The organism is bacterium, assembly GCA_026129405.1.
GTDB lineage: Bacteria > Desulfobacterota > Binatia > DP-6 > DP-6 > JAHCID01.
The window spans coordinates 108898-135252 of record JAHCID010000005.1 but is presented as its reverse complement, the minus strand read 5'-3'; the positions used below and the strand labels follow the sequence as shown (position 1 = coordinate 135252).

Here is a 26355-nt window from a genome sequence, read left to right as displayed (position 1 = left end):
TCGCCCTACCTCCCCGGGCCCTCCGATGAGCCGGCGAGCCGTTGCCGGCGCGCCATGCCGCGCAGGTTTGCAGGATTTGCTGCGGGCGAAACGTCGCAGCTGCGGGGAATCGAGCCGGCACGCTATCTGCTATGCGTACGGGCATGGCACGTACGCGCGCGCTCCGCAGCACCAGCGATCAGGTCCGCGTCCACCGCGATGCCCGGGTCCGGATTCAGGAAGAGTGTCTGGAGCTCGATCCCGCGACCCCGGACGAGCTCAGCGTCCTGCGCGGCTGGGTCGGACGCGTGAACGGGCCGGCCTACCCGCAGCCCTACCTGGTCGAGGGCCCTCCGGGACGCTTCCGGCTCTACGTCGGCGACGCCGCCGAGCGCGTCCGCACGGCGCGCGGCATCCAGTAGCGGCTCCGGGGGGAAGCATCCCCCGGGAGCCACCAGCCGGAGCCCAGCAGCGGAGAGGGAGGGATTCGAACCCTCGGTACGGTGTTACCCGTACACACGCTTAGCAGGCGTGCACCTTCGACCACTCGGTCACCTCTCCCGTGGTCGCGCGCGGATGTAGCATGGCGTTTCGCAGCCTGCCACCCGGGATTGTCGTGAGCGCGGCAGCGGCGCATGCGTTGGTCATGCGTCTCACTCGCCTCGGGGCGATCGCGGTCCTCACGCTGGCAGCGTCGACGCCGGTCCTGGCCGGACCCGACACCGGACGGCCGCTCGGCCCGCCGCTCATCCTGCGGCTCGACGGCGTGGTCGCGAGCGGCCGCGAGGAGGCCGCACGCATCGGCTTCACCACCGCGAGCTTCGGCGTCCTCGGCGGGGCGCCGGACACGCGTGTCTGGCTCGGCGTCGACGACGCCCGCACCGTCGGCGGCGACAACGCCGTCAACGGCAAGGACGTCCTCGAATCGCTCGCGGGATACCAGCCGACCTTCCTGCTCGCGGGGCCGAAGCCCCTCGTCGCGCAGGTGACGAGCCTCGGGGTCGGCGTGCGCGTCCGGCTCGAGGGGCTCGTCGGCCGCAGGGCGCGCACGTTCCTCGTGCGCGCGGTCTCGACCGACGCCGGACCGTGAGCCTCACGCAGGTCGCATGCAACCTGCGCTTGACGGCCTCACACCGGGTGCGGGAGGGTCCCGCCCGGTCGTCGCCGCCTCGTGCAGGGCGGCGGTGGCCGCGAAGGAGGGCTCCCATGACCAGGCACGAAGAGCGCGCCGTGAGCGCGCTCGTGGTGCTGAACCTGCTGCTGCAGGTCTTCGACGGCGTCGCGACCTGGCTCGGCGTCGGACTCGGCTTCGGCGAGGGCAACCCGCTCGTCCACCAGGCGATGACGACGATCGGGACGGGACCGGCCCTCTGGGCGTTCAAGCTCCAGGCGAGCGCCTGCATCCTGCTCGTCTGGACCTTGCGCCACCGGAGCCGTCTCGCGGCTCCGGCGCTCGCCTTCACGGCGGCGCTGTACGCCGCGTGCTCGGTGGGACCGTGGAGCGCGGTGCTCGCGCCCCACTTCCTCACGCTCGCGTCCTAGTTGTCGCGGTAGCCCGTCATGAACGGGGCGTCGATGTCGCCGCGCGGCGTGGTCGGCCGATCGGCGTAGTCGTCACCGAAGAACTGGATCGGCTCGCGCCCGTCGAGGACGTCGTTGTCCACGAACCAGGTGCCGCCGACGGTGGGCGTCCAGATCGCGTAGGCCGAGCGCACGCTGCCGCCGCTCAGCCAGCCCGACAGGGCACCGACCGGCAGGCCGACCGCAGCCACGACGATCTTCGCCGGGACGTACCAGATGTTGCTGAACGCCCCGATCAGCGACAGTCGGGCTTCCTCTTCCTGATCGACCGCCGCCGCCGGCGCCGCCATGCCCGCGACCAGGGCCGCGCCGAGCACGCCCGCCATCACCATTCGCCGAAGACGCATCCACTACCTCCCCGGGTGCCGGATCGCCCGGCGCTCCCTGGATCCGGTGTGCCACGCGACCCCCTGGGTGGCAACCAGGACGCGCTCCCGGCTCAAAGGGCAGCCAGGGCGGTCGCGTAGACCTCCAGATCCCCCGGCGAGAAGAGCACGAAGCGGACGAGGTCGAGGCCTCCCGGACGGGCGTCGATGCCCGCCACGACCGTGCGCAGGGCGATCGGCGCGGCGAGCCGGACGGGGAAGCGATAGACCCCGGTCGAGAGCGAGGGGAAGGCGACCGAGCGGGCGCCGTGCTCGACGGCCAGCTCAAGACACCGGCGGTAGGCGCCCGCGAGAAGCTCCGGCTCGCCGCTGGCTCCGTCCCGGTACACTGGTCCGACCGCATGGATGACCCAGCGGGCCTGCAGCCGCCCCGCCCCGGTGATCTTCGCGTCTCCCGTGCCGCAGCCGCCGAGGCGTCGGCACTCGTCGAGGATCGCGGGACCGCCGTGGGCATGGATGGCGCCGTCGACGCCACCGCCGCCGAGCAACGTCCGGTTGGCCGCGTTCACGATGACGTCGGTCGCCTCATGGACGATGTCGCCGCGGACGAGGTCGATCCTGGTTCCCGCGAAGACACGCGAGGCCATGCCCGCCGGTAGCATCGCCGTCGCCGTCCGCAAACTGCGCGTCGGCAGGTTGCGCGCGTCGCCATCCGTCGCTACAGATCCACCACCCGGTGGGAGGGCACACACGGATGTGGAATGCGGTGGCGGAGGAGCCCCTGGCCGTCGTTTTCGTGAGCGATCGCAACGGGGCCGCGCTGCGGCGGCGGGAACGTTGCCTCAAGCTCGCCGCGATCCCCCACACCATCGAGGCCGAGCGACGCCCCTCGGGAACGTACTACAAGCTCAGCGTGCGCGAGTCCGACGCCGTCGCCGCGCACCTCGCGCTCCAGATGGGAGGCTGCGGCCGCTCGCTGAAGCTCCAGGAGAGCCAGACGAGCTTCAATCTCGGGGCCACGCTGCGCGACCTCGGCAAGGCGGCGTGGGACGAGATGGTCCTCGTGCTCGGCAAGCTCTTCGACTTCTTCCGCGACCTCGCGCCGCTGCTCCTGAACGGTCCGCGCGAGACCGCGCCGCCGGCCGCGGAGCCGCCGGCCCGCGACGGCGTCCGTCGCAACTCCTAGCGAGCAGCCCCCGGCGCAGCTCTCGGCGAGCGGATCTTGCACCACCCGGGTTGACCCCAGGGTGCGCAGTGGCCAGGTTCGGCGTCGATGGTCGACGTGAACCGCATGACGCACAAGGTGCAGGAGGCGCTGCAGCAGGCCGGCGGCATCGCCCAGCGCCGCAACCACCAGGGCATCGACGTCGAGCACCTGCTGCTGGCGTTGCTCGATCAGGAGGGCGGCCTGGCGCCGAGCGTGCTCGAGGTCGCCGGGGTGGCCCCGCGGGCCGTCCGCGAGGCGGCCGAGCGCGAGCTGAACCGCCGGCCGCAGGTGAAGGCGTCGGGAACGAGCCCGTCGCAGGCCTACCTCACGCAGCGCCTCGCCGGCGTGCTCGACAAGGCCGAGCAGGAGATGCGCGGCCTCAAGGACGAGTACCTGAGCGTCGAGCACGCGCTGCTCGCGATGGTCGACGAGAACGGGCCCGCGCTGCGCGACCTCGGCCTCACCCGCGAGAAGCTCATGGCGGGGCTCCAGAAGGTACGCGGCAACCAGCGCGTCACCTCCGCCGATCCGGAAGCCACCTACGAGTCGCTCGCCAAGTATGGCCGCGATCTCACCGACGCCGCCCGCAAGGGCAAGCTCGACCCGGTGATCGGGCGCGACGAGGAGATCCGCCGCGTCGTGCAGGTGCTCTCGCGCCGCACGAAGAACAACCCCGTGCTGATCGGCGAGCCCGGCGTCGGCAAGACCGCCATCGTCGAGGGCCTCGCCATCCGCATCGTCAACGGCGACGTGCCCGAGGGTCTGCGCGACAAGCGCATCATCGCCCTCGACATGGGTGCCCTCGTCGCCGGCGCCAAGTTCCGCGGCGAGTTCGAGGAGCGCCTGAAGGCCGTGCTGAAGGAGGTGCAGTCGTCGGAGGGCGAGATCGTCCTCTTCATCGACGAGCTGCACACCGTCGTCGGCGCCGGCGCGGCCGAGGGCGCGATGGACGCCTCGAACCTCCTGAAGCCGATGCTCGCGCGCGGCGAGCTGCACTGCATCGGCGCGACCACGCTGAACGAGTACCGCAAGTACATCGAGAAGGACGCCGCGCTCGAGCGCCGCTTCCAGCCCGTGCTGGTGCCGCAGCCGAGCGTCGAGGACACCATCTCGATCCTGCGCGGCCTGCGCGAGCGGTACGAGGTGCACCACGGCGTGCGTATCAAAGACGCCGCCCTCGTCGCCGCGGCCACGCTCTCGGACCGCTACATCGCCGACCGCTTCCTCCCCGACAAGGCGATCGACCTCGTCGACGAGGCGGCCGCGCGCCTGCGCACCGAGATCGACTCGAAGCCCGAGGAGCTCGACGAGGCCGACCGCAAGATCATGCAGCTGGAGATCGAGCGCGAGGCTCTCAAGAAGGAGACCGACGCGGCCTCGAAGGAGCGCCTCGCGCGCCTCGAGGAGGAGCTCTCCGAGCTGCGCGAGCAGGGCGACGCGCTGCGCGCCCAGTGGGAGGCCGAGAAGGGCGGCATCGGCCGCGTCCGCGATCTCAAGGCCGAGATCGAGGCGGTGCGCCTCGAGATCGAGCAGGCCGAGCGCCAGTACGACCTCAACAAGGTCGCCGAGCTGAAGTACGGCAAGCTCGCCGCGCTCGAGCGCGAGCTCGCCGCGCTCGAGTCGCCCGCCGACGACGGCCAGCCGAAGAAGCACCTCCTCAAGGAGGAGGTCGACGAGGAGGACATCGCCGAGGTCGTCGCGCGCTGGACCGGCATCCCGGTCGCGAAGCTCGTCGAGGGCGAGCGCGAGAAGCTCGTGCGCCTCGCCGAGCACCTCCACCAGCGCGTCGTCGGCCAGGACGAGGCCGTGTCGGCGGTCGCCGACGCGGTCATTCGCGCCCGCGCCGGCATCATGGATCCGAACCGGCCGATCGGCTCGTTCATCTTCCTCGGCCCCACGGGCGTCGGCAAGACGGAGCTGGCGCGCGCCCTGGCCGAGTTCCTCTTCGACAGCGAGCAGGCGATGGTCCGCATCGACATGTCCGAGTACATGGAGAAGCACACCGTCGCGCGGCTCCTCGGTGCCCCCCCCGGATACGTCGGCTACGACGAGGGCGGCCAGCTCACCGAGGCGGTGCGGCGCCGGCCCTACTGCGTGCTCCTCTTCGACGAGATCGAGAAGGCGCACCCCGACGTCTTCAACGTGCTGCTCCAGCTGCTCGACGACGGCCGCCTGACGGACGGCCAGGGACGCACGGTGAACTTCAAGAACACCGTCGTCATCATGACCTCGAACCTCGGCAGCCAGGCGATCACCGCCGCGCGCGGCTCGTACGACACCATCCGCGACGAGGTCATGCAGGCGCTGCGGGCGCACTTCCGGCCCGAGTTCCTGAACCGCGTCGACGACATCGTCGTCTTCCACGCGCTCGAGCGCGAGCAGGTGCGGTCGATCGTCGACATCCAGCTGCGCCGCCTCGCGGCCCGGCTCGCCGACCGCCACATCACGCTCGACTTCACCGACGCCGCCCGCGACTGGCTCGCCAACCGCGGCTACGACCCGGTGTACGGCGCGCGCCCGCTGAAGCGCGCCATCCAGCAGGAGGTCGAAACGCCGCTCGCCCGCGAGCTCATCGCCGGCACGGTGAAGGACGACGCCAGCCTGCGCGTCGACGTGAAGTCCGGCGGCGGCCTCGCCTTCACGAGCGTCGGCGAGCCGCAGGCCACCGCCGCGGCGGGCTGAGCACGACGCGAGGGGCCGCGCGCCGCGGCTCCTCGCCTTACGTGCGCAGCGCCGTCAGCGCCGCGGCGGCGACGCGCGCCAGCGCGGCATCGTCGCCTGCCGCCGCCTGCGCCAGCGCCGTCTCCACCGCCGGCGTCCGCTCGCCGAACCGCCCGAGCACCGCCGCCGCCGCCCGGCGCACGCCGGCGTCCGCGTCCGCGAGCCGCGCCGCCAGGTGCGCGGCCATGGCCCGACGGTGCGCGGCGCACCGCGCGCCGAGCGCCATCGCGGCGAGGCGGACGCCCGGCTCGACGTCGCCCAGGGCCGCCGCGGCGAGGCCGTCGAGCCGCGCCGACGGCGCCGCCAGGTCGCGCAGGCAGTAGAGCGCCATCTTGCGCTGGGAGGCATTGCCGTCCGACACGAGCGCATGCAGCCGCTCCTCCAGCCCCGGCGTACCGTGCATGGCGACGACGAGCGTGGCCGCGGCCCAGCGCAGGTCGCCGTCGGCCTCGGCCATGGCCTCGACGAGGACCGGCAGACAGGCGGACGGCGGCGGGCCGAGCCGTCCGAGCGTCCACGCGGCGCCCCAGCGCCGCCGGAGCGAGGCATCGGCGAGGGCCGCTTCCAGGCGCGCGACGAGGTCCGCGTCGCCCGCCGCCAGCGCGGCGAGCACCTCGCCGGCGCGGCGCTGCACCGCCTTGGCGCGCGGCGCCGAGCGCGCCGAGCAGCAGCGTGACGTCGTCCGCGCCGGCGCGGCCGGCCGCCGCGATGCGGGCGATGGCGGCGAGCCGCTGCCGCTCGTCGTCCACCTACCGTCCGCCTCCCGGCAGGATCGCCTGCGTGCGCGCCGCGGCGTCGCGCAGGTGCGCGGCGAGCGCCGTACGACACGCGTCCGCGAGCCCGCGGCGGCCGCCCTGGCGTGTCGCTCTCACCGCCGCGCGGCGGAAACCCTTGGCGGCCTTGCGGACCAGCGGCCGCGTGCGTCGCATGGCCGCCGACGGATCCACGCGCGCCACCTGCGCGCAGGCCCGCGCGCGGCGCCGGGCGATCTTCGCCGGCACGCCGCCCTCGGCGCAGGTCGGGATCGCCGCGGCGCAGAGACAGGCGACGCCCGCGGCGCCGGGGATCGGCGTGTTGTGACAGGTGCCGTCGCAGACGTCGTCGGTGCAGGCATCGCCGTCGTCGCAGCCGCCCGGGCACGGGTCCGGCGGCAACGTCGTCGTGCTCGTCCCGCAGGCGGGGATGGGCGCGAAGCGACATCGTGCCGTCGCCGCGTCGCAGCCGTCGCTGGTACACGGGTCGCCGTCGTCGCACTCCGCGCTCGTCGTGCAGGCGCCGGCGCACAGCGCCGGGCGCGCCGGCGCGATGCGCACGATGCGGCCCGGCAAGGCCGCGACGTAGAGCGCCTCGTCGGGGCCGGTGCGGAGCGCGACCGGCGCCGCGCCCTCGAGGCGCCCGAGGTCGGCGCGCGCCCCCGTGACGCCGTCGCGCGCGGGCGTCGTCGCGATCGTCCACAGGAGCCGGGTCGCGTTGTCGCCGAACACGTACCGGCCGCGCAACGCGTCCGGCCACGTACAGCCGTCGACGATGAGCCCCCCGGTGATCGCGAAGCAGTTGGCGTCGACGTCGGCATCGGCGATCGGGTTGTGCCGGCAGAAGTAGACCGGGTCGACGCAGTCCTGGTCGAGGATCGGATCGCCGCCGACGGTCGTGCCGATGCGCACGACGCCGCACTGGCTCGGCGCATGCCCGCGCCCGCCCTCGCGCCACGGCCAGCCGTGATGCCGTCCCGCCTGCGCGATCGTGATCTCCTCGTAGGCCACCTCCCCGACGTCCCCCACCCACACGAGCCCCGTGCGCGGATCCACCCAGAGACGGAACGGGTTGCGGAAGCCCCACGCCCAGACGTCCTCCCGCGGCGGCCCGAGCCGGTCCGGCGCGATCGCCTCGCCGCACGTCGCGCCGCACGCCGTGACGTCGGTCGCGCCGACGAGCGGGTTCGACGGCGGGATGCCGCCGTCGAGCGCGACGCGGAGGATCTTGCCGTTTCCGGCCGCGCCGGCGGTGGGATGATCCGCGAGACAGGTACCGAAGAAGTTGGTCGGCGTGTAGATCGGCTCGGGCGGCGTGCCCGAGTTGCAGCCGGTGTCGCCGACGCCGATGTACAGGTAGCCGTCGGGTCCGACGTCGAGCGCGCCGCCGTTGTGGTTCAGCGGGCCTGCCAGGCCGGTGACGAGCGGCGTCTCGCCGTCGGACAGCCGACCGGCGCCGTCGAGGGTCCGCATCACGATGCGCTGGCGCGCGACGTTGGTGCCGCCCGCGGCGTTGGACGCCGAGTAGTAGAAGAGCAGCTGGCCGTTCTCCGCGAACTCCGGGTGCACGGCGAGACCGAGGAGGCCCTTCTCGTTCGCGGTGTCGACGGGGAAGCTGCCGGCCGTGCCCAGCGGCCCGCCGCCCGCCGGACGCACGAGGACGGTTCCGTCCTGGGTGACGACGACGCAGCGCCCGTCTGGCAGGAAACGGAAGTCGGTGATCAGCCCGACGCCCGTCAGCCAGTCGGGCTCGATCGTGAGCAGGCTCGCCGGGCTGGGATCGCCCAGGGTCGACAGCGTGTCGGCACGCGCCCCGAGCGCGCCGAGCGCGAGCAGCAGCACCCCTGCGAGCACCCGCTTCGTCCCGATCGAGGACCGCATCGGCGCGCACCCTAGACGGACGGGCGGCGCCTTACGAGCGCAGCGCGGCAACCGCCTGCGCGATCGTATCCGCCGGCACGCCGAGGAGGACGCGGTCCGGCCGGGCGAGCGCCGTCGCCACGGCGGCGGACGCCGGCGGCACCGCGCCGCGCAGGCCCTGCTCGAGCGCCGCCACCGTCGCCGTCGAGGCGAGGAGATCGCCCGCGAGGCACAGGTCGGCGATGGTGCCGTCGGCGGCCAGCGCCGCATGGGCCTCGAAGACGCCGACCGCCGTCTGCACCCGCGCGTGATGCGTGTGGCGGGGATCGGGACGGCGCGCCGTCTCCCAGCCCGCGTCCCGGCCGGGGTCGGGAGACGGCGCCAGATCGTGCGCGTCGCCGATCGTCACGCCGAGCCGCTCCGCGTAGCCCCGGGCGGCGGCGGCGAGAAGATCGTCCGGCGCGGCGGTGCGGCCGAGGCGCGCGAGCGAGGTCACAGCGTCGGGCAGGACCATGTCTGCATGGACGATGCCGGCTGGATCGGCGCGGTCGAGGAGATGCGGCAGCAGCGCGGCGTCGCGGGCGACGGACAGGACCACGTCGACGAGCGTCGCCCCGTCGTCCTCCACCACGAGGCCGAGCACGGCGAGCGGCCGGCCCGCCACGGTGAGGAGATCGCGACCCGGGTAGAGCACGGGGACGCCGAGGCGCTCGAGCGCCGCCATCGGGCCGCGCACTGCGCGGTTCAGTATCTGCTCGGGCGCCAGCGCGCCCGGATCGCCGGCGACGAGCGCGCTGCGATGCGGGAGCGCGAGCACGAGGCGCAGGAAGCCGTCACCGGCGGCGCACGCACGCCCACCCGTCGTGCGCCGGACGAGCGCCGCGCCGGCGACGTCCGCGGCGGGACGTCGATGGAAGCGCCCGAGCGCGACCGCGTCGCCGCGCCCCGGGATCGCCGCCAGCACGCCGTCTCCCGTCGCGCGCGCGAGGTCGAGGCAGGCACGGTCCACGGCCCGCGCGGACACCGTCGACGTCGCGTCGAGCCGCGCCAGCGCCAGCACCGGCATCGCGCGGCGCCTAGCCGACCGCGCTCGCGGCGGCGTCCGCCTCGCGCACGCCCGCCGCCCCGCACAGCTCCGCCGACGCGCGGCGCAGCGCTTCGACCACCTCGCCCGGGTCCGATACGCCGTCCCAGTCGGTGTTGATGCCCCAGCAGAGCTGGCCGTCGTAGCTGAAGAGCGCGATGCCGAGGGCCTGGTGCTCGAAGAGCGGCACCTGCGGGAAGCCGGCGCACAGACGCGCCCCGAGCAGCCAGAGCGGAATGGGCGGGCCGGGGACGTTGGTGACGATGAGATTGTAGGGGCTGAGGCGCGCCGTCAGCCGCACACCGAGGCCGAGGACGCCGGGCACGGCGTGCTCCGCCGCGCGCCCGAGGAGCTCGGCACCGAGCTCCATGCGCACGGCCTTCAGCCGCGCCGTGGTCTCGCGCACCGCCGCGTGCCGCCGGCGCGCGTCCGGCTCGCCGACCGGCAACGGCACCATCCACCCCGAGACGCGGTTGTTGATGACGCCCTGCTCGTCCTCGGCCCGCACGCTGACCGGCACCACGACGCGGAAATCGATGCGATCCGGCGCCGCCCCCCGCGCCGCCAGCAGGCGGCGCATCGCGCCGGCGACGACCGTCAGCGCGACGTCGTTCACCGTTCCACCCAGCGCCGAGCGGATGGCGCGTACCGTTTCGAGATCCTGCACGTGCCAGTCGAAGCGGCGGTGCGGCCCGATCGGCCGGTTGAGCGGATTCGCCCCGAGCGGGCGCGCGGTGGTCTCGACGAGCGCCCACAGCGCGCGTAGCGGCGCCATCAGCTCGTCGCGCAGCGCGGCCGGGTCGCGCAGGCTGCGCAGGAGCGTCGCCGCGAGGGTGATGGGGGAGCGGGCGGTCTCACGCAGCTCGTCGCGCAGCAGGACGAGCCCCGAGGGCGCCGGGCGCGCACGCCACGGCTGCGGCGAATCGACGTGCTCCTGCGGCTCGGGCGTCAGCAGGGCGGCGAAGAGATCGAAGGCCGAGATGCCGTCGGCGAGCGCGTGGTGCGTCTTCACGAGGAGCGCGAAGCGACCGTCGGCAAGCCCCTCGATGACCCAGATCTCCCAGAGCGGCTTTCCGCGGTCGAGCTGCTGCGAGAAGATGCGGCCGGCGAGCAGCTTCAGCTGGGCATCGTCGCCCGGACGCGGCACGGCGGTATGACGCACGTGGTAGCTCAGGTCGAAGTGCTCGTCGTCGACCCACACCGGACGCCCCACGACGGGGATCCACGAGAGCCGCTGCCGGTAGCGCGGCACGAGGTGGAGGCGGGACGCGATATGGGCGCGGATGCGGCCGACGTCGATGCCGCCGTCGGGTGTGGCCAACGTGCCGGGCTCGAAGAGGGTCAGCCCGCCGAGGTGCATGTGCGCCGGCCCCTCCTCGAAGTGCAGGAACACGCGGTCCTGCGCGGACAGGCGCTCATGGAAGGCGACCACGAACGTTGGCGTATGCCGATCGGCTCTGGAGGGCAAGGCGCGCCGTGGGGTCGGCGCGGCGTCGCGCAGTCGCTACTTCTTCTTGCGCGCCCGTGTCGTGCGGCGCTTCGTGCCCGTGCGGCCGACGCCCTTCTTCTTCGCCGCCGAGCGGCGTGACGCCCGCTTCTTGGGGACCTTGCCGCCCTCGCGCCGCGCCTCGGCAAGGCCGATCGCGATCGCCTGCTTGCGACTCGTGACCTGCTTGCCGCTGCGCCCGCTCTTCAGCGTGCCGGCCTTGCGCTCCCGCATCGCCTTGCGGACCTTCGCCTGGGCCTTCTTGCCGTAGCGTGCCATGCCCGACGTGTAGGCCCAACGGAGGACGGCAGCCAGCCCCGATGCGAGGGGCGCGTTTTGTGGCGTCGGCGGGCAAGCCGCGCCGATTCCCACCGGCTAGAGGCTGCGGGGTATGACTCCCTACCTGCGAAGAACGGCGGCGCTCGCCGCCCTCCTCCTCTCGGTGCTCGTCGCGCCGCGCTCCGCCGAGGCCCAGTTCGACGGGCTGCGCGGGCTCGCCCGCGAGCTCGAGGCCCGCGAGACGGCGATCGACGCCTACGTCTACGGCTACCCGCTCGTCACCATGGAGATGACGCGGCGGGTGATGACGAACGTCGCCGCCCCCGAGGGCTCGCGCGCGCCGATGGGCCAGCTGTTGCGCATGCGCTCGTACCCGAACGCCGAGTTTCGCGACGTCACCGCGCCGAACGCCGACACGCTCTACACCACGAGCTGGATCGACGTCTCGAAGGAGCCGTGGATCCTCAGCATTCCGGACATGGCGGGACGCTACTATCTCTTCCCCATGCTCGACGGCTGGACCGACATCTTTCAGGTCCCCGGCAAGCGCACGACCGGAACGGGCGCGCAGACCTACGCGATCACGGGTCCGGGGTGGACGGGCACGCTGCCCGCGGGCGTGAAGCAGTACGCATCGCCGACCGGCCTCGTCTGGCTCCTCGGCCGCATCTACTGCACCGGCACACAGGAGGACTATGCCGCGGTCCACGCCATCCAGGACGCGGTGACGCTCGTGCCGCTCAGCGCATGGGGCAAGCCCTACACGCCGCCCGCGGGCACCGTGGATCCGGCGATCGACATGAAGACGGCGGTGCGCGACCAGGTGAACGCGCTCGGCGGCGTCGCCTACTTCACGCTCCTCGCGCAGCTCCTGAAGACGAACCCGCCGGCCGACGCCGACGCGCCGATGGTCGTGAAGTTGGCGGCGATCGGCCTCGTGCCGGGCCAGGACTTCGACGCCTCGAAGCTCGACCCCGAGGTCGTGAAGGGCATCGACGCCGCCCCCAAGCCCGCGCAGGACGCGATCATGCGCTGGTTGAAGGAAGGCCTCCTCACCGGCGACATGACGATGCAGGACGGCTGGCTCTTCACCACCAAGACCGGGATCTACGGCACCGCCTACCGCCAGCGTGCGCTCGTCACCGCCATCGGCCTCGGCGCCAACCGCCCGCAGGACGCGGTCTACCCGATGTCGCAGGGCCCGGACATCCTCCAGACCTACGACGGCAAGAAGAAGTACGTCATGCACTTCGAGAAGGGAAAGCTGCCCCCCGTCGAAGGCTTCTGGTCGCTGACGATGTACGACGCCGCCTACTTCTTCGTCGCCAACCCGCTGAACCGCTACACCCTGAGCCAGCGCGACGCGCTGAAGACGAACCCCGACGGCTCGGTCGACCTGTACATCCAGCACGAGTCGCCGGGCGCCGACAAGGAGAGCAACTGGCTGCCCGCGCCGGCGGGCGAGTTCGTGCTGATGCTGCGCATGTACTGGCCGCAGGAGAAGAAGCCGTCGATCCTCGACGGCTCGTGGCGCATCCCGCGCGTCCACGAGGCACGCTGAGCGGGCGGCCGGCGGGTGTCGAACGCATCATCGGGCAGACGGCGCGCTGAGCGTCTTGTAGCGCGCGGTCTGCTCGGCGCTGAGGTCGTCATAATCCTCGAGGCGCGGGCACGGCTCGGCCCGCGCCGACACCTCGCACGCGTCCATGACCTCGACGAGAACGTCGCGCGCGCATCCCTCGTGCTTCGACTCGCGCAGTCCCGCCACCTCCACATGGCACACGAACGCGACGTTGCCCTGGAAGTCGTCGCGGGTCATGCCCGCATCCGGGAGGGCGCGATCGAGCCCCGACAGCGTATCCGCCACGTCGGCGTTGCCGGCGTGGATGCACAGGTGCCGCCCACCGGTCGGCACGGCGACCTCGGCGAGCGCCCACTGCTTCCCGGTCCACTTGATCTTCGACCAATGGACGGCGCCGCGGCCTTGGGGCGTGGGATGATCGTGCGACTTGCGTGCGAGAAGGCGGTCGAAGGCGGCGCTGCTGTCGTCGCAGGCGGGCTCCGCGCGGGCGAGCGGCGCAGCGCAGACGAGCGCGAGCGCGGTGAGCAGCACGCGGCGTCGCGGGGAGCGCCGCATGCGTGGAGCGTCCATGCGCGCCTCGGGGGGCCGATCCGTGGTCTCCGCCATGGATCCCTTGTGCCGCCAAAGGGCCGTGGAGGGAAAGCATCCGGCTCGCCCGTCCCTCGGCTCCGCCGCATACGGCCCACCCAGCGCGACACTACGAGGTGACACGACCATGCGCCTGCCATTGCTCGCCGTTGCACTCGCCGCCGGCGCCTTCGGGCAGATCGCCTCAGCAGAGCAGCTTACCGGCAACGTCACCGGCGGCGGGGGCCCCATCGCAGAGTCGACGGTGACGTTGTGGGCTGCGGGTGAGGCCGATCCCACCAAGCTGTCGGAGACACGCTCCGGTGACGACGGCGCCTTTCGCCTCGATTTCGACGCCCACGAGGCCGGTGGCGGCGTGCTCTACCTGACCGTCAGGGGGGGAGAGCCCAAGATCGGCGGCTCCGTGGGAGCGAACCCGGCCATCGCGCTGATGGCAACGTTGGGCGCCACCGCCCCGAAGACGGTGACCATCAACGAGCTCACGACCGTGGCCTCGGTGTGGACGGGCGCGCAATTTCTGAACGGTGGAGCACTCCGCGGCCATGCGCTCGGCTTGAAGATCGCCGCAGGCAACGTGCCGAACCTCGTGGACGTCACCACCGGCGGATTGGGGCCCGTGATCCAGGATGCTCTGAACAGCACGCAGACCACCTCGCTGGCGACGATGAACACGCTGGCTGGCTTGCTGGCAGGCTGTGTCACGCGGGCTCGACCGGATGCGTGCGAAAGGTTGTTCGAGGCATCGACGCCGCCGGGAGCGCCCGCTCCGACGGACACCCTGACCGCGGCCGAAGCGATCGCGCGCCATCCGTGGAATGCGCCCGCGACGCTGTTCGCGGTGTTGGACCATGTCTATCCGGCCCGGCAGGGACCGGGCTCCAGCGCCGTCCCGTTCCGGCCCTACCTCCTGTTCGCTCCCGGCGCCTGGACCATCGCGCTGCGCTACGCCGGCGGCGGTCTCGCCGGCCTGGGCGGCATCGGGATCGACGGCGAGGGCAACGCCTGGGCGGCCAACAACCAGATGGCCGGCTCGCAATCGACCATGTACGGCGGGATCGGCGGCACGCTCTCCGAGCTGGCACCGAACGGCCGGCCCATCTCGCCGATGACGATCGGCTACACCGGAGGGGGCGTCGACTTCCCCGGCTGGGGCCTCACCATCGCAGGCGACGGCAAGGTTTGGGTGACCAGCATCGCCGGGAAGACGATTTCGGTCTTCGATGCGACGGGCAAGCCGCTGTCGCCGCCGACCGGCTACGACTTGAACGGGCAGCTCGGCGGAATGCAGGGGATCAACACGACCCCTGACGGAGACGTCTGGGCGCTGGACTCGAGCAAGAGCCAGATCGTCCACCTGCCGAAGGGCGACCCGGCTCAGGCGCGCATCCTCTGCCGCACCGTCGACGACGAGCCTGTCGACGGCACCTGTCAGGTGAAAGGACCGTTCCACGTCGCGGTCGACCTGCAAGGCCGGATCCTGGTCTCCAACGCCAACTCCAACACCGTCACACGCTTCCCGGCGAACGATCCCGGCAACGCCGAGCAATTGACGGTCGGCTACAGTCCCCATGCCATCGCCATCGACAGCCGGGGCAACGCCTGGGTCGCCAATACGCTCGGCGAGCCGAGCGTCAAGGAGAAGCTCGATCTGCTCCAGACCAAGCTTCGGAGCGAATTGGAAAGCAGACTGGCGCCGGCCGGCGGCGGCGACCAGACCGTCGAGAAGTTCATCGCCCTGGTCCGCATCATCGAGGAGTTCCCGGGCGGCAGCGTCAGCATGATCCGCCCGGACGGCATCCAAGGACCGGCTCCGTCGTTCGACGGTGGAGGAAGCATCAGCGGACCTTGGGGCATCACCATCGACGGCAACGACCACGTGTGGGTCGCGAACGGTTTCGGCAAAACACTGACGCAGCTTTGCGGCGTGAGGACCGAGACATGCCCGCCCGGCTTCGAGACCGGCGACCCGATCTCTCCTCCCAGGACCGGCTACGCCGGCAAGGGCATGCAATTCCTGACCGGTGTCGTCGTCGACCCGGCCGGCAACGTATGGGCCGCCAACAACATCGATCTCATGGACGAGGTCTGTCTGACGAAGGTTCCCGACGAAACGCTGTCGACGCGCTGTGGCGGCAACGGCTTCGTGGTCTTCTTCGGGCTGGCGAAGCCCGTGAGGACGCCGGTGGTCGGCAGCCAGGTCCGAGGCTGGTCATGAAGCGGACACTGCTCGCGATGCTCGGAGCGGTGGCGGGCGCGCTGACCCTGGTTCAAGCGCATGCCCAGCAGATCACGGGCACGCCGGGCTCGCCCGGCGCCACGACCACCATAACGGGCAAACAGCTTCCGCCGCCCGACCCGAGGTTCGGCGGCGTGATCGAGGACGACGCTCTCGAGTCGACGCCATGGTGGGCGCCGCGTGTCGTGCCGCCCAAGGGCGCGCCCAACATCCTCCTGATCATCACCGACGACGCCGGCTTCGGCGTGCCGAGCACCTTCGGCGGCGTGATCCCCACGCCGACGATGGACCGCCTCGCCCAGGAAGGACTGCGCTACAACCGGACGTTCTCGACCGCGCTGTGCTCGCCGACGCGGGCTGCCCTGCTCACCGGCCGCAACCACCACTCGGCCGGCTTCGGCGTCATCTCCGAACAGTCCACGGGCTTCCCCGGCTACAACAGCGTCATCGAACGCGACAAGGCCACGATCGGACGCATCCTGAGGGACAACGGCTACAGCACCGCCTGGTTCGGCAAGGATCACAATGTTCCGGCCTTCCAGGCGAGCCAGGCGGGTCCGTTCGACAAGTGGCCGAACGGCATGGGCTTCGAATACTTCTACGGCTTCATCGGCGGCGACTCGAACCAATGGCAGCCGAACCTGTACCGCAACACGACGCAGATCTTCCCGTTCGAGGGCCAGCCGCCTGGCACGTGGAACCTCGTGACCGCGATGGCCGACGACGCCATCGACTACGTCGATCGCATGCACCAGATCCAGCCGGGCAAGCCGATCTTCATCAAGTACGCTCCCGGCGCGACGCACGCGCCCCACCACCCGACCCGGGAGTGGGTGGACAAGATCAGCGCGATGAAGCTGTTCGACGAGGGCTACGAGAAGGTGCGGGAGCGCATCTTCGAGAACCAGAAGCGGCTCGGCGTCATCCCGAGGGACACCAAGCTGGCACCCTGGCCCAAGGACGTGCTGAAGCCCTGGGACCAGCTCAGCGCAGACGAAAAGAAGCTCTTCATCCGACAGGTCGAGGTGTTCGCCGCCTTCGCCGCCTACAACGACTATGAGATCGGCCGTGTGATCGCGGCGTTCGAGGACATCGGCCGGCTCGACGACACGCTCGTCATCTACATCAACGGCGACAACGGGACGAGCGCCGAAGGCGGGCCGCTCGGCACGTCGAACGAGGTCGCGTTCTTCAACGGCATCAACATGGTGCCCGCGGAAGAGCAACTCGAGTTCTACGACGTGTGGGGCACCGATCAGACCTACCCCCACATGTCGGCCGGCTGGGCCTGGGCCTTCGACACGCCGTTCTCCTGGTTCAAGCAGAACGCGTCTCAGCTCGGCGGCGTCAACCAGAACATGGTCGTGGCGTGGCCGGCACGCATCAAGGACAAGGGCGGCCTGCGCGAGCAGTTCGTGCACGTGATCGACGTGCTACCGACGATCCTCGAGGCCACCGGCATCAGCGCGCCCGACACGGTCGACGGCATCGCGCAGAAGCCGATCGAGGGCACGAGCTTCGCCTACACCTTCGATGCGGCGAACGCCGCGGCGCCGTCGCGGCACCGGACGCAATACTTCGAGATGATGGGCCAGTGGGCGCTCTACCACGACGGCTGGTTTCTCAGCACGAAGGTGAACCGCGCGCCGTGGGAAGCCTTCGGACCGGCCAACCCCGATCCCCTGAACAACCAGGTGCTCGAGCTCTTCGATCTGAGCCGGGACTTCAGCCAGAGCGAGAACGTCGCAGCGACGCATCCGGAGAAGGTCAGGGAGCTCGAGAGGATGTTCGTCGCCGAGGCGAACAAGTACCAGGTGTTTCCGATGGATGCTTCGGTGGCGTCCCGTATCGTCGCGCCGCGCCCGAACATCACGGCCGGACGCACGGAGTTCGTCTACACCCGTCCGATGGTCGGTCTGCCGCAAGGCGACTCGCCCCTGCTGCTCAACACCTCCTACACGATCACGGCCGAGATCGAAGTGCCGGAGGGCGGCGCCGAGGGCATGATTCTCACCTCCGGCGGGCGCTTCGCCGGCTACGGCTTCTATCTGCTGCGGGGCACGCCGGTGTTCCTGTGGAATCTCGCCGGTCTCGCGCGGATCAAGTGGCAAGCTCCCGACGCCCTGCCTCCCGGGCGCCACACCGTCGAGTTCGACTTCGAGTACGACGGGCTCGGCGTCGGCACCCTTGCCTTCAACGACTTCAGCGGCGTCGGTCGCCCCGGCACCGGGACCCTCAAGGTGAACGGCAAGGTGGTCGACACGAAGCCCATGACGAGCACGCTGCCAACGACCCTGCAGTGGGACGAGAGCTTCGACATCGGCTCCGACTTGCTGACCGGCGTGAACGACGCCGACTACGAGCCGCCGTTCCCGCTCACCGCCAAGCTCGAAACGCTGACGGTCAAGATCGACCGGCCGCAGCTTTCAGCAGCGGACCGGGCGCGCCTGGAGGAGGCCATGGAGAAGGCCGCCGACAGGCGATAGCGCCCCGGGGCGAGGAGACGAACGCGATTGCGCGGGAGAGGCCAGCTGCCGGCCGCCGCCGGCGGGACGCTGCGCTCGCGGATTCGGCAGTGGCGGAGGGGGGGGGATTCGAACCCCCGAGGGTGTCGCCACCCTGGCGGTTTTCAAGACCGCTCTCTTCAACCACTCGAGCACCCCTCCGGGGTGCGGCGACCCTACGCGCCCCCCGGAGGGTTCTCAAGCCCGGCGACGCGCCTCACGCGCTGTCGCGGACCTCGTCGTTGCCCGATCGGCGCGCGCAGTGCGCGCAGCAGAAGAGCGCGCCGTCTGCGCTGACGCCGTGGCCGAGGATGCGACAGCCGCAGTGGGCGCACGACGGCGCCAGACGGTGCAGCGCGCACTCGAAGCTGTCGAAGACGTAGCTGCGACCGCCGAGCGTCACCGTGAAGGCGTCCTCGTAGGTGTTGCCGCAGGTCATGCAGCGGGCCGCGCCGCGGTCGGCGGCGTGGGCTTCGGGCGACGGCGCCGGACGACCGATCGTGCCGCGCCAGCCGCCGGTCTCCGTGCCGCGATCCTCGATGAAGCGCTTGAAGCGCTCGAGGTCGCCCGAGACGCGCGCGCTCATGACGCCGAGCACGTCGCCGACGTTCTCCATGAGACCTTCCGGCTCGTACTCGAGCTGGAGCATGACGCGGCAGCGGTCGGGCGCGACGTGGTGGAAGGTCACGACGCCGCGGTTGCGGGCGCCTTCCAGGCTGCGCCAGGCGATGCGCCGATCGGGCAGCTGCTCGGTGATCTCGGCCGTCCACTCGCGCGTGTTGCCGGCGCCGACGTCGGCAGTCCAGCGCAGCCGGCGGTCGTCCAGCTGCTCGACCGAGAGGACACCCTCCATGAAGCGCGGGAAGTCCTCGAACTGGGTCCACTGGTCGTAGGCGACGCGGACCGGCGCCTCGACCTCGATCCCCTTCTCGATGAGCGATGCCATGGGTGACCGGGGAGCAACCGGGGTGCCAGCCGGAGGCGGCGGAAAGTCCCGCCGTGGCGGCCTTCGACACGGCGGGACTGCGCCCGCCGTGTCGAAAGCACCGGGAGATTCCAGAAAGCGCCGTCCCGCGCGGCGCGTCGGATCAGGACTTGGGCGCGGCCGAGGCCGCCAGCTCCTCGTCGATGATCTCCTTGAACTTCTCGAACGGCTGGGCGCCGGAGATCATGCGGCCGTTGATGAAGAACGCCGGCGTGCCGGTGACGCCGACCGCGGACGCGTCGGCCATGTCCTGCTCGATCTGGGCCTTGAACTCGTTCTTCTGCACGCACTGGTCGAACTTCGCCTGGTCGAGGCCGACCTCGGCCGCGATCGCCTTGTAGCGCTCGGGCGACAGCGACGGGCCCGCGAAGAGCTTGTCGTGGAACTCCCAGAACTTGCCCTGCGCGCCGGCGCAGGCGGACGCCTCGGCGGCAGGCTTCGCCTGCTCGTGGAAGTCGAGCGGGAAGTGGCGGTACACGAGCTTCACCTTGTCGGGGTAGGCCTTCACGACCTCCTGCACCACGACCTCGGCACGCTTGCAGAACGGGCACTCGTAGTCCGAGAACTCGATGATCGTCACCGGCGCGCTCTCGGGCCCGCGGGCCGGCCGCCCCGCCGTCGATACCTCGACCTTCGGCGCCTTCAGGGCGACGGTCGTCTTGTACTTGCCCTTCAGCTCCTCGACGTAGGCCGCGTGCCGCTCCTCGGCCTTCTGCTGCTTCAGGAACTCGACGATGCGCGGCTTCACGGCGTCGAGCGTCTGGCCGCCGAGCTGGGCCTTGTTGTCGTCGTACACCTTCTGCACCTCGGCGTCCGACGGCTCGGGCACCTTGGCGTTGATCTCCGTCTGCACGAGCTGCTCGCTGGAGATGTCCTTGCTCTTCGCCTCGAGCGTGAACAGCTGCTCGGCGATCAGCTCGTCGAGACCGTCGCTCAGGATCTCGAAGCGCTGGTTCTCGACCTCGATCAGCTGCGGCTTCACCGCCTTCTCCAGCTGCTCGCGCGTGATGGTGACGGTGCCGACGGTGGCAACCGTCTCGTCCGCGGCCCTGGCCGCCGTAACGGCGAGGAGGGTCGCCGAGACGGCGACGAGGATTCGCGTTCGCATCGGACCCTCCTATGGGCGGGCCCGATGGGGGTCAACAGGCGTGCGCGGGCCGCGCGGTTTTGCAATCCTCGAAACCCCATGCTAGCCGCCCAGGGCCGTATGGGGTTCCGTGGAAGGGGTCGCGTCGCCGTCGCGGCTGCGCTCGTGTCGCTCGCGCTCACCGCCTGTAGCCCCGGCATCGGCGAGCTCAACCTGCGCCCCGAGCTACACTACCAGCAGACCGTCAAGATCAAGGGCGAGGTCACGCGCATGCAGACCGTGGACGGCGACACCGTCCTCGAGATCGCCGACGCCCGCGAGAACCGCATCCTGATCCGCGTCACCGGCCCGGCCAAGGTCGGCGTGGGCGAGTGGGTCAAGGTCGAGGGCATCCTCGTCCCCGAGGCCCGCGTCGGCGATCGCACGCTCTACGACGTGGTCGTGGCCGAGGACGTCTCGGGCAGCAGCGCGCCCTGGTTCCCGAACCTGCTCTGACGCGGCGTCAGCCGAGGCCCATCGCGCGGACACGCTTCGGCGTGAGACGCAGCACCGTGCGATCGTCCATGCCGCCCTCGGCCGCGACGCGGGCCTGCCATGCGGCCAGCGCGTCCGGCGCGAGATAGCGCTCCGCCAGCCCGCGATAGAACGCGCGCGGGTCGCGGCCGTCGATCGACAGCGTGCCGGTGACGGTCACCCAGCGGTACATGTCGGCGGGGTCGGCCGCGCAGAACGCGGCCCGCGGGTCGCGCTGCTGGTTGCGGAACTTGATCCGCTTCGTCGTGGTGGTGAAGAGCAGCCCGCCGTCCTCGTAGCGGAACCACATCATCGTGATCTGCGGGTCGCCCTTGGTGTTGAGCGTCACGAGCTGCGACGCGAGCGGGCGGCCGAGGAACGCGGCGACGGCGGGGGTGATCGAGCGTCCCTCGACCGCCGGTCCGCTCGCACGGGCGTTCGTGCGCTCGTCCGCGGCCGCGGCGAACGGCGGCGTGACGAGCGCCCCGAGCGCGGTCCCGAGGACCCTGCGACGCGTGACCATCGACGTCCCTCCTCAGTGCGGCGCCTGCGCCGCGATGGCGTCGGCGCCGACGTAGGGCCGCAGCACCTCCGGCACGGTGACGCTGCCGTCGGACCGCTGGTAGGTCTCGAGCACCGCGAGCAGCACGCGCGGCAGCGCCAGCCCCGAGCCGTTCAGCGTGTGCACCAGCTCGGGCTTCGCCCCGGCACCGGCGCGGTAGCGGATCTGCGCGCGCCGCGCCTGGAAGTCGCGCATGTTGGAGCAGGAGCTCACCTCGAGCCACTCCGCGCAGCCCGGCGACCATATCTCGACGTCGTACTTCATCGCCGCCTGGAACGAGAGGTCGCCGGTGCACATCTGGACGATGCGGTACGGCAGCTCGAGCCGCCGGCAGACGTCCTCGGCGTCGTCGAGGAGGCGCAGCAGCTCGGCGTCGGAATCCTCGGGCCGAACCAGCTTCACGAGCTCGACCTTGTCGAACTGGTGGCCGCGCTTGATGCCGCGCACGTCCCGCCCCGCCGACATCCGCTCGCGCCGGAAGCACGGCGTGTAGGCGACGTAGTGGATGGGCAGCCGTGCGGCGTCGAGGATCTCCTCGCGATGCAGGTTCGTCACCGGCACCTCGGCCGTGGGCACCCACCAGAAATCCTCTTCGGCGTCGTGATAGAGCGTGTCCGCGAACTTCGGCAGGTTGCCGGTGCCGACGAGGCACTCGCCCTTCACCATCGCCGGCGGGTAGATCTCGGTGTAGCCGTGCTCGCGCGTGTGCAGGTCGAGCATCCAGGCGATGAGGGCCCGCTGGAGACGCGCGCCCATGCCGCGCAGGACGTAGAAGCGGCTGCCGCTGATCTTCACGCCGCGCTCGAAGTCGAGGATGCCGAGCCGCACGCCGAGGTCCCAGTGCGGCAGCGGCGTGAAGTCGTAGGTGCGCTTCGTGCCCTCCTCGCGCACGACGACGTTGGCGCCGTCGTCGGCGCCGACGGGGACGTCGGGATGCGGCAGGTTCGGCAGCAGCAGCATCTGCCGCTCGAACTCGGCCTCGGCGGGCTCGACCGCGGCCTCGGCCGCCTCGAGACGGCCGCCCACCTCGCGCTGCGCCGCGATCGCCTGCTCGCGCTCCGCCTTGTCCGCGAGGGCGCCGATGCGCTTCGAGGCGGCGGTGCGCTCCGCACGCAGCGTCTCGACGGCGTGCAGCACCTCGCGGCGCCGGCGATCGGCCTCGAGGAGCGCGTCGACCTGCTCGGGTGGGGTGCCCACCTTGGCCAGCTCGGCCTTCACCCGATCGGGCTCGGCGCGGATCGTGCGGATGTCGAGCATCGCCCTCCCCTAGTCTCGCAGCTCGAACGCGCCGGCCACGTGCTCGACCGCGGGCGGCTCGCGGTCGAAGCGGATGCCGACGACGTCGAAGCGCGCGTCGCGGTCGGCGTAGCCACGGGTCGCGACGAAGTGGCGGGCGACCCGCGCCACCCGCGCCTGCTTGCGCGGGTCGACCGACTCGAGCGGGGTGCCGAGACGCTCGCCGCTGCGGCTGCGCACCTCGACGAAGACCAGCGTCGGGCCGTCGAGCGCCACGAGGTCGATCTCACCGAGTCGGCAGCGATAGTTGCGAGCCACGATCACCCAGTCGCGCGCGCGCAGGAACTCGGCCGCGAGCGCCTCGCCGCGCTGCCCCAGCTCCCGCCGCCCGTCCACCGCGGGCGACCTTAGCGACGGCCCCCCGGCGTCGCAAGGCGAGCCGGCGCCTCGCCGCGGCCACGGCGACGGTCGGCGCGCACGTCGTTGCGGGGTCCGGACGGCTTCGCTACACCACCCGCGTGGCCCTCACCCTGGACGAGGTCCGGCAGGTCGCCGCCCTGGCCCGGCTGCGACTCGAGCCCGACGAGGAGACCCGTCTCACCGCCGATCTCGACCACATCCTCGACGCCTTCACGCGCCTCGCGGCGCTCGACACCACCGGCGTCGAGCCCACCGCCCACGTCGACCCCGAATCGGCGCCGCTGCGGGACGATGCCGTCACCAACCCCGAGGCGCCGGACGCGCTGTTCGAGGGCGCCCCGGCCCGCTCCGGGCGCCTCTTCCGCGTCCCCCGCATCATCGAATAGCCGCACGTGGCCGAGCCGCTCCACACCCTCGGCGCCCGCGCGGCGGCCGAACGCGTCCGGCGCGGCGAGCTCTCCGCCGCCGCCCTGACCGACGCCGCTCTGGCCCGCACCGCCGCCACCGAGCCGACGATCGGCGCGTTCCTCACCGTGTGCGCCGACGAGGCCCGCGCCGCGGCCGCCGAGATCGACCGCCGCGTCGCCGCCGGCGACGACCCGGGCCCGCTCGCCGGCGTCCCCGTCGGCGTCAAGGACATCATCTGCACCGCCGGTGTCCGGACGACCGCCGCGTCGCGCATCCTCGAGCACTTCGTGCCGGCATACGACGCGACCGTGGTCGAGCGCCTGCGCCGCGCCGGCGCGATCGTCGCCGGCAAGGTCAACTGCGACGAGTTCGCGATGGGCTCGTCGTGCGAGAACTCCGCGCTCGGCACGACGCGCAACCCGTGGGACCCGGCGCGCGTCGCCGGCGGCTCGTCGGGCGGCTCCGCCGCCGCGGTCGCGTCGGCCGCCTGCCCGGTCACGCTCGGCACCGACACCGGCGGCTCGATCCGCCTGCCGGCCGCGTTCTGCGGGGTCGTCGGCATCAAGCCGACCTACGGGCGCGTGTCGCGCTACGGCGTCATGGCCTTCGCCTCGACGCTCGATCAGGTGGGCCCGCTGGGACGCGACGTCGCCGACACGGCGCTCGTCCTCGGGGCGATCGCCGGCCACGACCCGCGCGACGCCACCAGCAGCCCGCGCGCGGTGCCGAACTTCGTCGCCGCCGTCGAGGAAGGCGTCCGCGGGCTGCGGCTCGGCCTGCCGCGCGAGTACTTCGCCGCCGGCCTCCAGCCCGACGTCGAGCGCGCCGTGCGCGACACGATCCGCGCGCTCGAGGCCGCGGGCGCCAGCGTCACCGACGTCTCCCTGCCCCACACCGAGTACGCGGTGGCCACCTACTACCTCGTGTCGAGCGCCGAGGCGTCGTCGAACCTCGCGCGCTACGACGGCGTGCGCTACGGGCTGCGCGTCGAGGACGCGGGCGGCCTCGGCGCGATGTACGCCGCCACCCGCGACGCCGGCTTCGGCGCCGAGGTGAAGCGCCGGATCATGCTCGGCACCTACGCGCTGTCGGCCGGCTACTACGACGCCTTCTACGGCAAGGCACAGCAGGTACGGACGCTGATCCGGCGCGACTTCGAGGCCGCCCTCGCCGGTTGCGACGCGCTCGTCTCGCCGGTGGCGCCGTCCACCGCGTTCCGTCTCGGCGAGCGGCTCGACGACCCGCTCGCGATGTACCTCTCCGACGTGCTCACGCTCGCCGTCCCGCTCGCCGGGCTTCCCGCCCTGTCGGTGCCCTGCGGCCTCGACGCCGCGGGCCTGCCGATCGGCTTCCAGGTGATCGGCCGCGCCTGGGACGAGGCCACCTGCTTCCGCGTCGCGGGCGCCGTCGAGGCGAGCGGCGTGTGGACGCCGCGGAGCCCGCTGCCGTGAGCGAGAGCGCCGCGCCCTGGATCCTCGACGGCTACGAGGCCGTCATCGGGCTCGAGGTCCACGCCGAGCTGCTGACGGCGTCGAAGATCTTCTGCGGCTGCTCGGCCCGGTTCGGCGCACCGCCGAACACCAACGTCTGCCCCGTCTGCCTCGGCATGCCCGGCGTGCTGCCCGTGCTGAACCGCCGCGTCGTCGAGTTCGCGATCCGCGCCGGGCTCGCCACCGGCTGCACGATCGCCGAGCACTCGCGCTTCGCGCGCAAGAACTACTTCTACCCGGACCTCTCGAAGGGCTATCAGATCAGCATGTACGAGCAGCCGCTGTGCGTCGGCGGCGGCCTCGACGTGGTGGTCGAGGGGGTCGCGCGCCGCATCGGCCTCACCCGCATCCACATGGAGGAGGATACCGGGAAGAACATCCACGACGCGCACGCGGCGGGCAGCCTGGTCGACTTCAACCGCGGCGGCGTGCCGCTGCTCGAGATCGTCAGCGAGCCCGACATGCGCAGCCCGGCCGAAGCGGGCGCCTACCTGCGCGCGCTGCGCTCGATCCTCCAGTATCTCGAGATCTGCGACGGCAACATGGAGGAAGGCAGCTTCCGCTGCGACGCGAACTGCTCCGTCCGCCGCATCGGCGACCGCACGCTCGGCACGAAGGTCGAGATCAAGAACATGAACTCGTTCCGCAACGTCGAGCGTGCCGTCGACTTCGAGCTCGCGCGCCAGGTGCAGGCGCTCCAGCAGGGCGAAGCGCTGCACCAGGAGACGCGGCTGTGGGACCCCGACCGCAGCGAGACGCGCTCGATGCGCAGCAAGGAATCGGCGCACGACTACCGCTACTTCCCCGAGCCGGACCTGCGCCCGCTCGTCGTCGACGCCGCCTGGGTCGACGCCGTCCGCGCCGCGCTGCCCGAGCTGCCGCCCGCGCGCCGGCAGCGCTTCGAGGCGGCACACGGTCTCTCGGCCTACGACGCCGACGTGCTCACGCAGCGCAAGGACGTCGCGGACTATTTCGAGGCGATGGTGGCAGCCGGCGCCGGCGCGAAGGACGCGGCGAACTGGATCACCACCGAGCTGCTGCGCATCGTGCGCGAGCAGAAGCTCGACGACGCCCTCGTGATTCGCGAATGGCCGATCGCGCCCACCCGACTGGCGGCGCTCGCCCGCCTGGTCGAGGGCGGCACGATCAACCGCAACACCGCGAAGGGTCTGCTGCCGCGTCTGCTCGGGACCGACGTCGATCCGGCCGCGCTCGTCGCTGCGGAAGGCCTGGCACAGGTGAGCGACCGGGACGCGTTGGACCGAGCGGTACGTGACGTGCTCGCGCGTCATCCCGAGCAGGTGGAGCAGTTCCGCAGCGGCAAGGAGAAGGTGCTCGGCTTCCTCGTCGGTCAGGTGATGAAGACGACCGGCGGGAAGGCGAACCCACAGGTCGTGCAGCAGCTCCTGCGCGCTGCCCTCTCGTCGTAGGCGCACCTACCCGAAAGTCGGTCTGGTGCGCGGAGCGTT

Annotated in this window: 25 protein-coding genes and 2 tRNA genes; 12 read left to right on the top strand and 15 right to left on the bottom strand. The window is 71.8% G+C overall.

Features of this window, described 5'->3' with window-relative positions:
* The first annotated feature begins 143 nt into the window (after positions 1-143).
* Positions 144-401 carry a hypothetical protein gene (locus KIT14_18050; GenBank protein ID MCW5892427.1) on the top strand — a complete coding sequence of 86 codons (258 nt, stop codon included), beginning with the start codon at positions 144-146 and terminating at the stop codon, positions 399-401.
* A gap of 50 nt (positions 402-451) precedes the next feature.
* On the opposite strand, the gene KIT14_18045 is transcribed toward KIT14_18050, so the two are convergent.
* Positions 452-540 (bottom strand) — tRNA-Ser (locus tag KIT14_18045).
* Between the two features lie 85 nt (positions 541-625).
* Here KIT14_18045 and KIT14_18040 point away from each other — a divergent pair.
* Together KIT14_18040 and KIT14_18035 are read left to right on the top strand one after the other, a co-directional pair.
* Positions 626-1069: a hypothetical protein gene (locus KIT14_18040; GenBank protein MCW5892426.1), complete on the top strand. Its 444-nt coding sequence runs from the start codon at positions 626-628 to the stop codon at positions 1067-1069.
* 116 nt (positions 1070-1185) lie between these two features.
* Positions 1186-1521, top strand: coding sequence for a hypothetical protein (locus tag KIT14_18035; protein MCW5892425.1), 336 nt, complete (start codon positions 1186-1188; stop codon positions 1519-1521).
* On the opposite strand, the gene KIT14_18030 is transcribed toward KIT14_18035, so the two are convergent.
* On the bottom strand, positions 1518-1907 hold the full coding sequence (locus tag KIT14_18030; protein ID MCW5892424.1) for a hypothetical protein: 390 nt from the start codon (positions 1905-1907) through the stop codon (positions 1518-1520). The two genes, KIT14_18035 and KIT14_18030, sit on opposite strands and share 4 nt — an antisense overlap.
* Before the next feature lie 92 nt (positions 1908-1999).
* A complete protein-coding gene (locus KIT14_18025) occupies positions 2000-2533 on the bottom strand; it encodes an O-acetyl-ADP-ribose deacetylase (GenBank protein ID MCW5892423.1) in 534 nt (177 codons plus the stop codon).
* Between the two features lie 149 nt (positions 2534-2682).
* Between KIT14_18025 and KIT14_18020 the strand changes: the two genes are divergently transcribed.
* Positions 2683-3072, top strand: coding sequence for a hypothetical protein (locus KIT14_18020; GenBank protein ID MCW5892422.1), 390 nt, complete (start codon positions 2683-2685; stop codon positions 3070-3072).
* An 87-nt stretch (positions 3073-3159) separates the two neighbouring features.
* Positions 3160-5775: an ATP-dependent chaperone ClpB gene (gene clpB / locus KIT14_18015; protein ID MCW5892421.1), complete on the top strand. Its 2616-nt coding sequence runs from the start codon at positions 3160-3162 to the stop codon at positions 5773-5775.
* A gap of 37 nt (positions 5776-5812) precedes the next feature.
* On the opposite strand, the gene KIT14_18010 is transcribed toward clpB, so the two are convergent.
* The 5 genes from KIT14_18010 to KIT14_17990 form a co-directional block, all read right to left on the bottom strand.
* On the bottom strand, positions 5813-6448 hold the full coding sequence (locus tag KIT14_18010) for a hypothetical protein (protein MCW5892420.1): 636 nt from the start codon (positions 6446-6448) through the stop codon (positions 5813-5815).
* 115 nt (positions 6449-6563) lie between these two features.
* Positions 6564-8447 carry a PQQ-dependent sugar dehydrogenase gene (locus KIT14_18005; protein MCW5892419.1) on the bottom strand — a complete coding sequence of 628 codons (1884 nt, stop codon included), beginning with the start codon at positions 8445-8447 and terminating at the stop codon, positions 6564-6566.
* Between the two features lie 31 nt (positions 8448-8478).
* Positions 8479-9492, bottom strand: a complete 1014-nt coding sequence (locus tag KIT14_18000; GenBank protein MCW5892418.1) for a hypothetical protein — start codon at positions 9490-9492, stop codon at positions 8479-8481.
* A gap of 10 nt (positions 9493-9502) precedes the next feature.
* Complete coding sequence (locus KIT14_17995) at positions 9503-10942, bottom strand: wax ester/triacylglycerol synthase family O-acyltransferase (GenBank protein ID MCW5892417.1); 1440 nt, start codon at positions 10940-10942, stop codon at positions 9503-9505.
* A gap of 72 nt (positions 10943-11014) precedes the next feature.
* Complete coding sequence (locus tag KIT14_17990; GenBank protein MCW5892416.1) at positions 11015-11275, bottom strand: hypothetical protein; 261 nt, start codon at positions 11273-11275, stop codon at positions 11015-11017.
* Between the two features lie 112 nt (positions 11276-11387).
* Here KIT14_17990 and KIT14_17985 point away from each other — a divergent pair, with 112 nt between their 5' ends.
* Complete coding sequence (locus tag KIT14_17985; GenBank protein MCW5892415.1) at positions 11388-12836, top strand: DUF1254 domain-containing protein; 1449 nt, start codon at positions 11388-11390, stop codon at positions 12834-12836.
* A 27-nt stretch (positions 12837-12863) separates the two neighbouring features.
* Here the strand turns inward: KIT14_17985 and KIT14_17980 are convergent, their stop codons facing one another.
* On the bottom strand, positions 12864-13463 hold the full coding sequence (locus KIT14_17980) for a hypothetical protein (GenBank protein ID MCW5892414.1): 600 nt from the start codon (positions 13461-13463) through the stop codon (positions 12864-12866).
* Between the two features lie 109 nt (positions 13464-13572).
* Between KIT14_17980 and KIT14_17975 the strand changes: the two genes are divergently transcribed.
* Positions 13573-15660 (top strand): hypothetical protein, encoded by a 2088-nt coding sequence (locus KIT14_17975; protein MCW5892413.1) that lies wholly within the window; start codon positions 13573-13575, stop codon positions 15658-15660.
* A complete protein-coding gene (locus KIT14_17970; protein ID MCW5892412.1) occupies positions 15657-18167 on the top strand; it encodes an arylsulfatase in 2511 nt (836 codons plus the stop codon). Before KIT14_17975 ends, KIT14_17970 begins: the two co-directional genes overlap by 4 nt.
* 90 nt (positions 18168-18257) lie before the next feature.
* Here KIT14_17970 and KIT14_17965 read toward each other — a convergent pair.
* The 3 genes from KIT14_17965 to KIT14_17955 all read right to left on the bottom strand — a co-directional run bounded on the left by KIT14_17965 (position 18258) and on the right by KIT14_17955 (position 20278).
* Positions 18258-18347 (bottom strand) — tRNA-Ser (locus KIT14_17965).
* Positions 18348-18402: 55 nt separating this feature from the next.
* On the bottom strand, positions 18403-19131 hold the full coding sequence (locus tag KIT14_17960; protein ID MCW5892411.1) for an SRPBCC family protein: 729 nt from the start codon (positions 19129-19131) through the stop codon (positions 18403-18405).
* A gap of 142 nt (positions 19132-19273) precedes the next feature.
* Positions 19274-20278 (bottom strand): thioredoxin domain-containing protein, encoded by a 1005-nt coding sequence (locus tag KIT14_17955; GenBank protein ID MCW5892410.1) that lies wholly within the window; start codon positions 20276-20278, stop codon positions 19274-19276.
* A gap of 99 nt (positions 20279-20377) precedes the next feature.
* Here KIT14_17955 and KIT14_17950 point away from each other — a divergent pair, with 99 nt between their 5' ends.
* Complete coding sequence (locus tag KIT14_17950) at positions 20378-20752, top strand: hypothetical protein (protein ID MCW5892409.1); 375 nt, start codon at positions 20378-20380, stop codon at positions 20750-20752.
* 7 nt (positions 20753-20759) lie between these two features.
* On the opposite strand, the gene KIT14_17945 is transcribed toward KIT14_17950, so the two are convergent.
* From KIT14_17945 to KIT14_17935, 3 genes are read right to left on the bottom strand one after another with little or no spacing between them, the layout of a single operon-like run.
* Entirely contained in the window at positions 20760-21293 is a 534-nt protein-coding gene (locus tag KIT14_17945) for a TIGR03618 family F420-dependent PPOX class oxidoreductase (protein ID MCW5892408.1), read from the bottom strand.
* 12 nt (positions 21294-21305) lie between these two features.
* Complete coding sequence (gene serS, locus KIT14_17940; GenBank protein ID MCW5892407.1) at positions 21306-22589, bottom strand: serine--tRNA ligase; 1284 nt, start codon at positions 22587-22589, stop codon at positions 21306-21308.
* Between the two features lie 9 nt (positions 22590-22598).
* Entirely contained in the window at positions 22599-22964 is a 366-nt protein-coding gene (locus KIT14_17935) for a YraN family protein (protein ID MCW5892406.1), read from the bottom strand.
* Between the two features lie 122 nt (positions 22965-23086).
* On the opposite strand from KIT14_17935, the gene gatC reads away from it, so the two are divergent.
* From gatC to gatB, 3 genes are read left to right on the top strand one after another with little or no spacing between them, the layout of a single operon-like run.
* Positions 23087-23374, top strand: a complete 288-nt coding sequence (gatC, locus tag KIT14_17930) for an Asp-tRNA(Asn)/Glu-tRNA(Gln) amidotransferase subunit GatC (protein ID MCW5892405.1) — start codon at positions 23087-23089, stop codon at positions 23372-23374.
* 6 nt (positions 23375-23380) lie between these two features.
* Entirely contained in the window at positions 23381-24847 is a 1467-nt protein-coding gene (gatA, locus tag KIT14_17925) for an Asp-tRNA(Asn)/Glu-tRNA(Gln) amidotransferase subunit GatA (protein MCW5892404.1), read from the top strand.
* A 20-nt stretch (positions 24848-24867) separates the two neighbouring features.
* Positions 24868-26316: an Asp-tRNA(Asn)/Glu-tRNA(Gln) amidotransferase subunit GatB gene (gene gatB / locus KIT14_17920; GenBank protein ID MCW5892403.1), complete on the top strand. Its 1449-nt coding sequence runs from the start codon at positions 24868-24870 to the stop codon at positions 26314-26316.
* The last annotated feature ends 39 nt before the right edge of the window (positions 26317-26355 follow it).

Coding starts and splice junctions, on each gene's coding strand:
- KIT14_18050 (MCW5892427.1), top strand. CDS start 144: ATGGCACGTACGCGCGCGCTCCGCAGCACCAGCGATCAGGTCCGCGTC.
- KIT14_18040 (MCW5892426.1), top strand. CDS start 626: ATGCGTCTCACTCGCCTCGGGGCGATCGCGGTCCTCACGCTGGCAGCG.
- KIT14_18035 (MCW5892425.1), top strand. CDS start 1,186: ATGACCAGGCACGAAGAGCGCGCCGTGAGCGCGCTCGTGGTGCTGAAC.
- KIT14_18030 (MCW5892424.1), bottom strand. CDS start 1,907: ATGCGTCTTCGGCGAATGGTGATGGCGGGCGTGCTCGGCGCGGCCCTG.
- KIT14_18025 (MCW5892423.1), bottom strand. CDS start 2,533: ATGGCCTCGCGTGTCTTCGCGGGAACCAGGATCGACCTCGTCCGCGGC.
- clpB (MCW5892421.1), top strand. CDS start 3,160: ATGGTCGACGTGAACCGCATGACGCACAAGGTGCAGGAGGCGCTGCAG.
- KIT14_18005 (MCW5892419.1), bottom strand. CDS start 8,447: ATGCGGTCCTCGATCGGGACGAAGCGGGTGCTCGCAGGGGTGCTGCTG.
- KIT14_18000 (MCW5892418.1), bottom strand. CDS start 9,492: ATGCCGGTGCTGGCGCTGGCGCGGCTCGACGCGACGTCGACGGTGTCC.
- KIT14_17990 (MCW5892416.1), bottom strand. CDS start 11,275: ATGGCACGCTACGGCAAGAAGGCCCAGGCGAAGGTCCGCAAGGCGATG.
- KIT14_17985 (MCW5892415.1), top strand. CDS start 11,388: ATGACTCCCTACCTGCGAAGAACGGCGGCGCTCGCCGCCCTCCTCCTC.
- KIT14_17980 (MCW5892414.1), bottom strand. CDS start 13,463: ATGGCGGAGACCACGGATCGGCCCCCCGAGGCGCGCATGGACGCTCCA.
- KIT14_17975 (MCW5892413.1), top strand. CDS start 13,573: ATGCGCCTGCCATTGCTCGCCGTTGCACTCGCCGCCGGCGCCTTCGGG.
- KIT14_17970 (MCW5892412.1), top strand. CDS start 15,657: ATGAAGCGGACACTGCTCGCGATGCTCGGAGCGGTGGCGGGCGCGCTG.
- KIT14_17960 (MCW5892411.1), bottom strand. CDS start 19,131: ATGGCATCGCTCATCGAGAAGGGGATCGAGGTCGAGGCGCCGGTCCGC.
- KIT14_17955 (MCW5892410.1), bottom strand. CDS start 20,278: ATGCGAACGCGAATCCTCGTCGCCGTCTCGGCGACCCTCCTCGCCGTT.
- KIT14_17950 (MCW5892409.1), top strand. CDS start 20,378: ATGGGGTTCCGTGGAAGGGGTCGCGTCGCCGTCGCGGCTGCGCTCGTG.
- KIT14_17945 (MCW5892408.1), bottom strand. CDS start 21,293: ATGGTCACGCGTCGCAGGGTCCTCGGGACCGCGCTCGGGGCGCTCGTC.
- serS (MCW5892407.1), bottom strand. CDS start 22,589: ATGCTCGACATCCGCACGATCCGCGCCGAGCCCGATCGGGTGAAGGCC.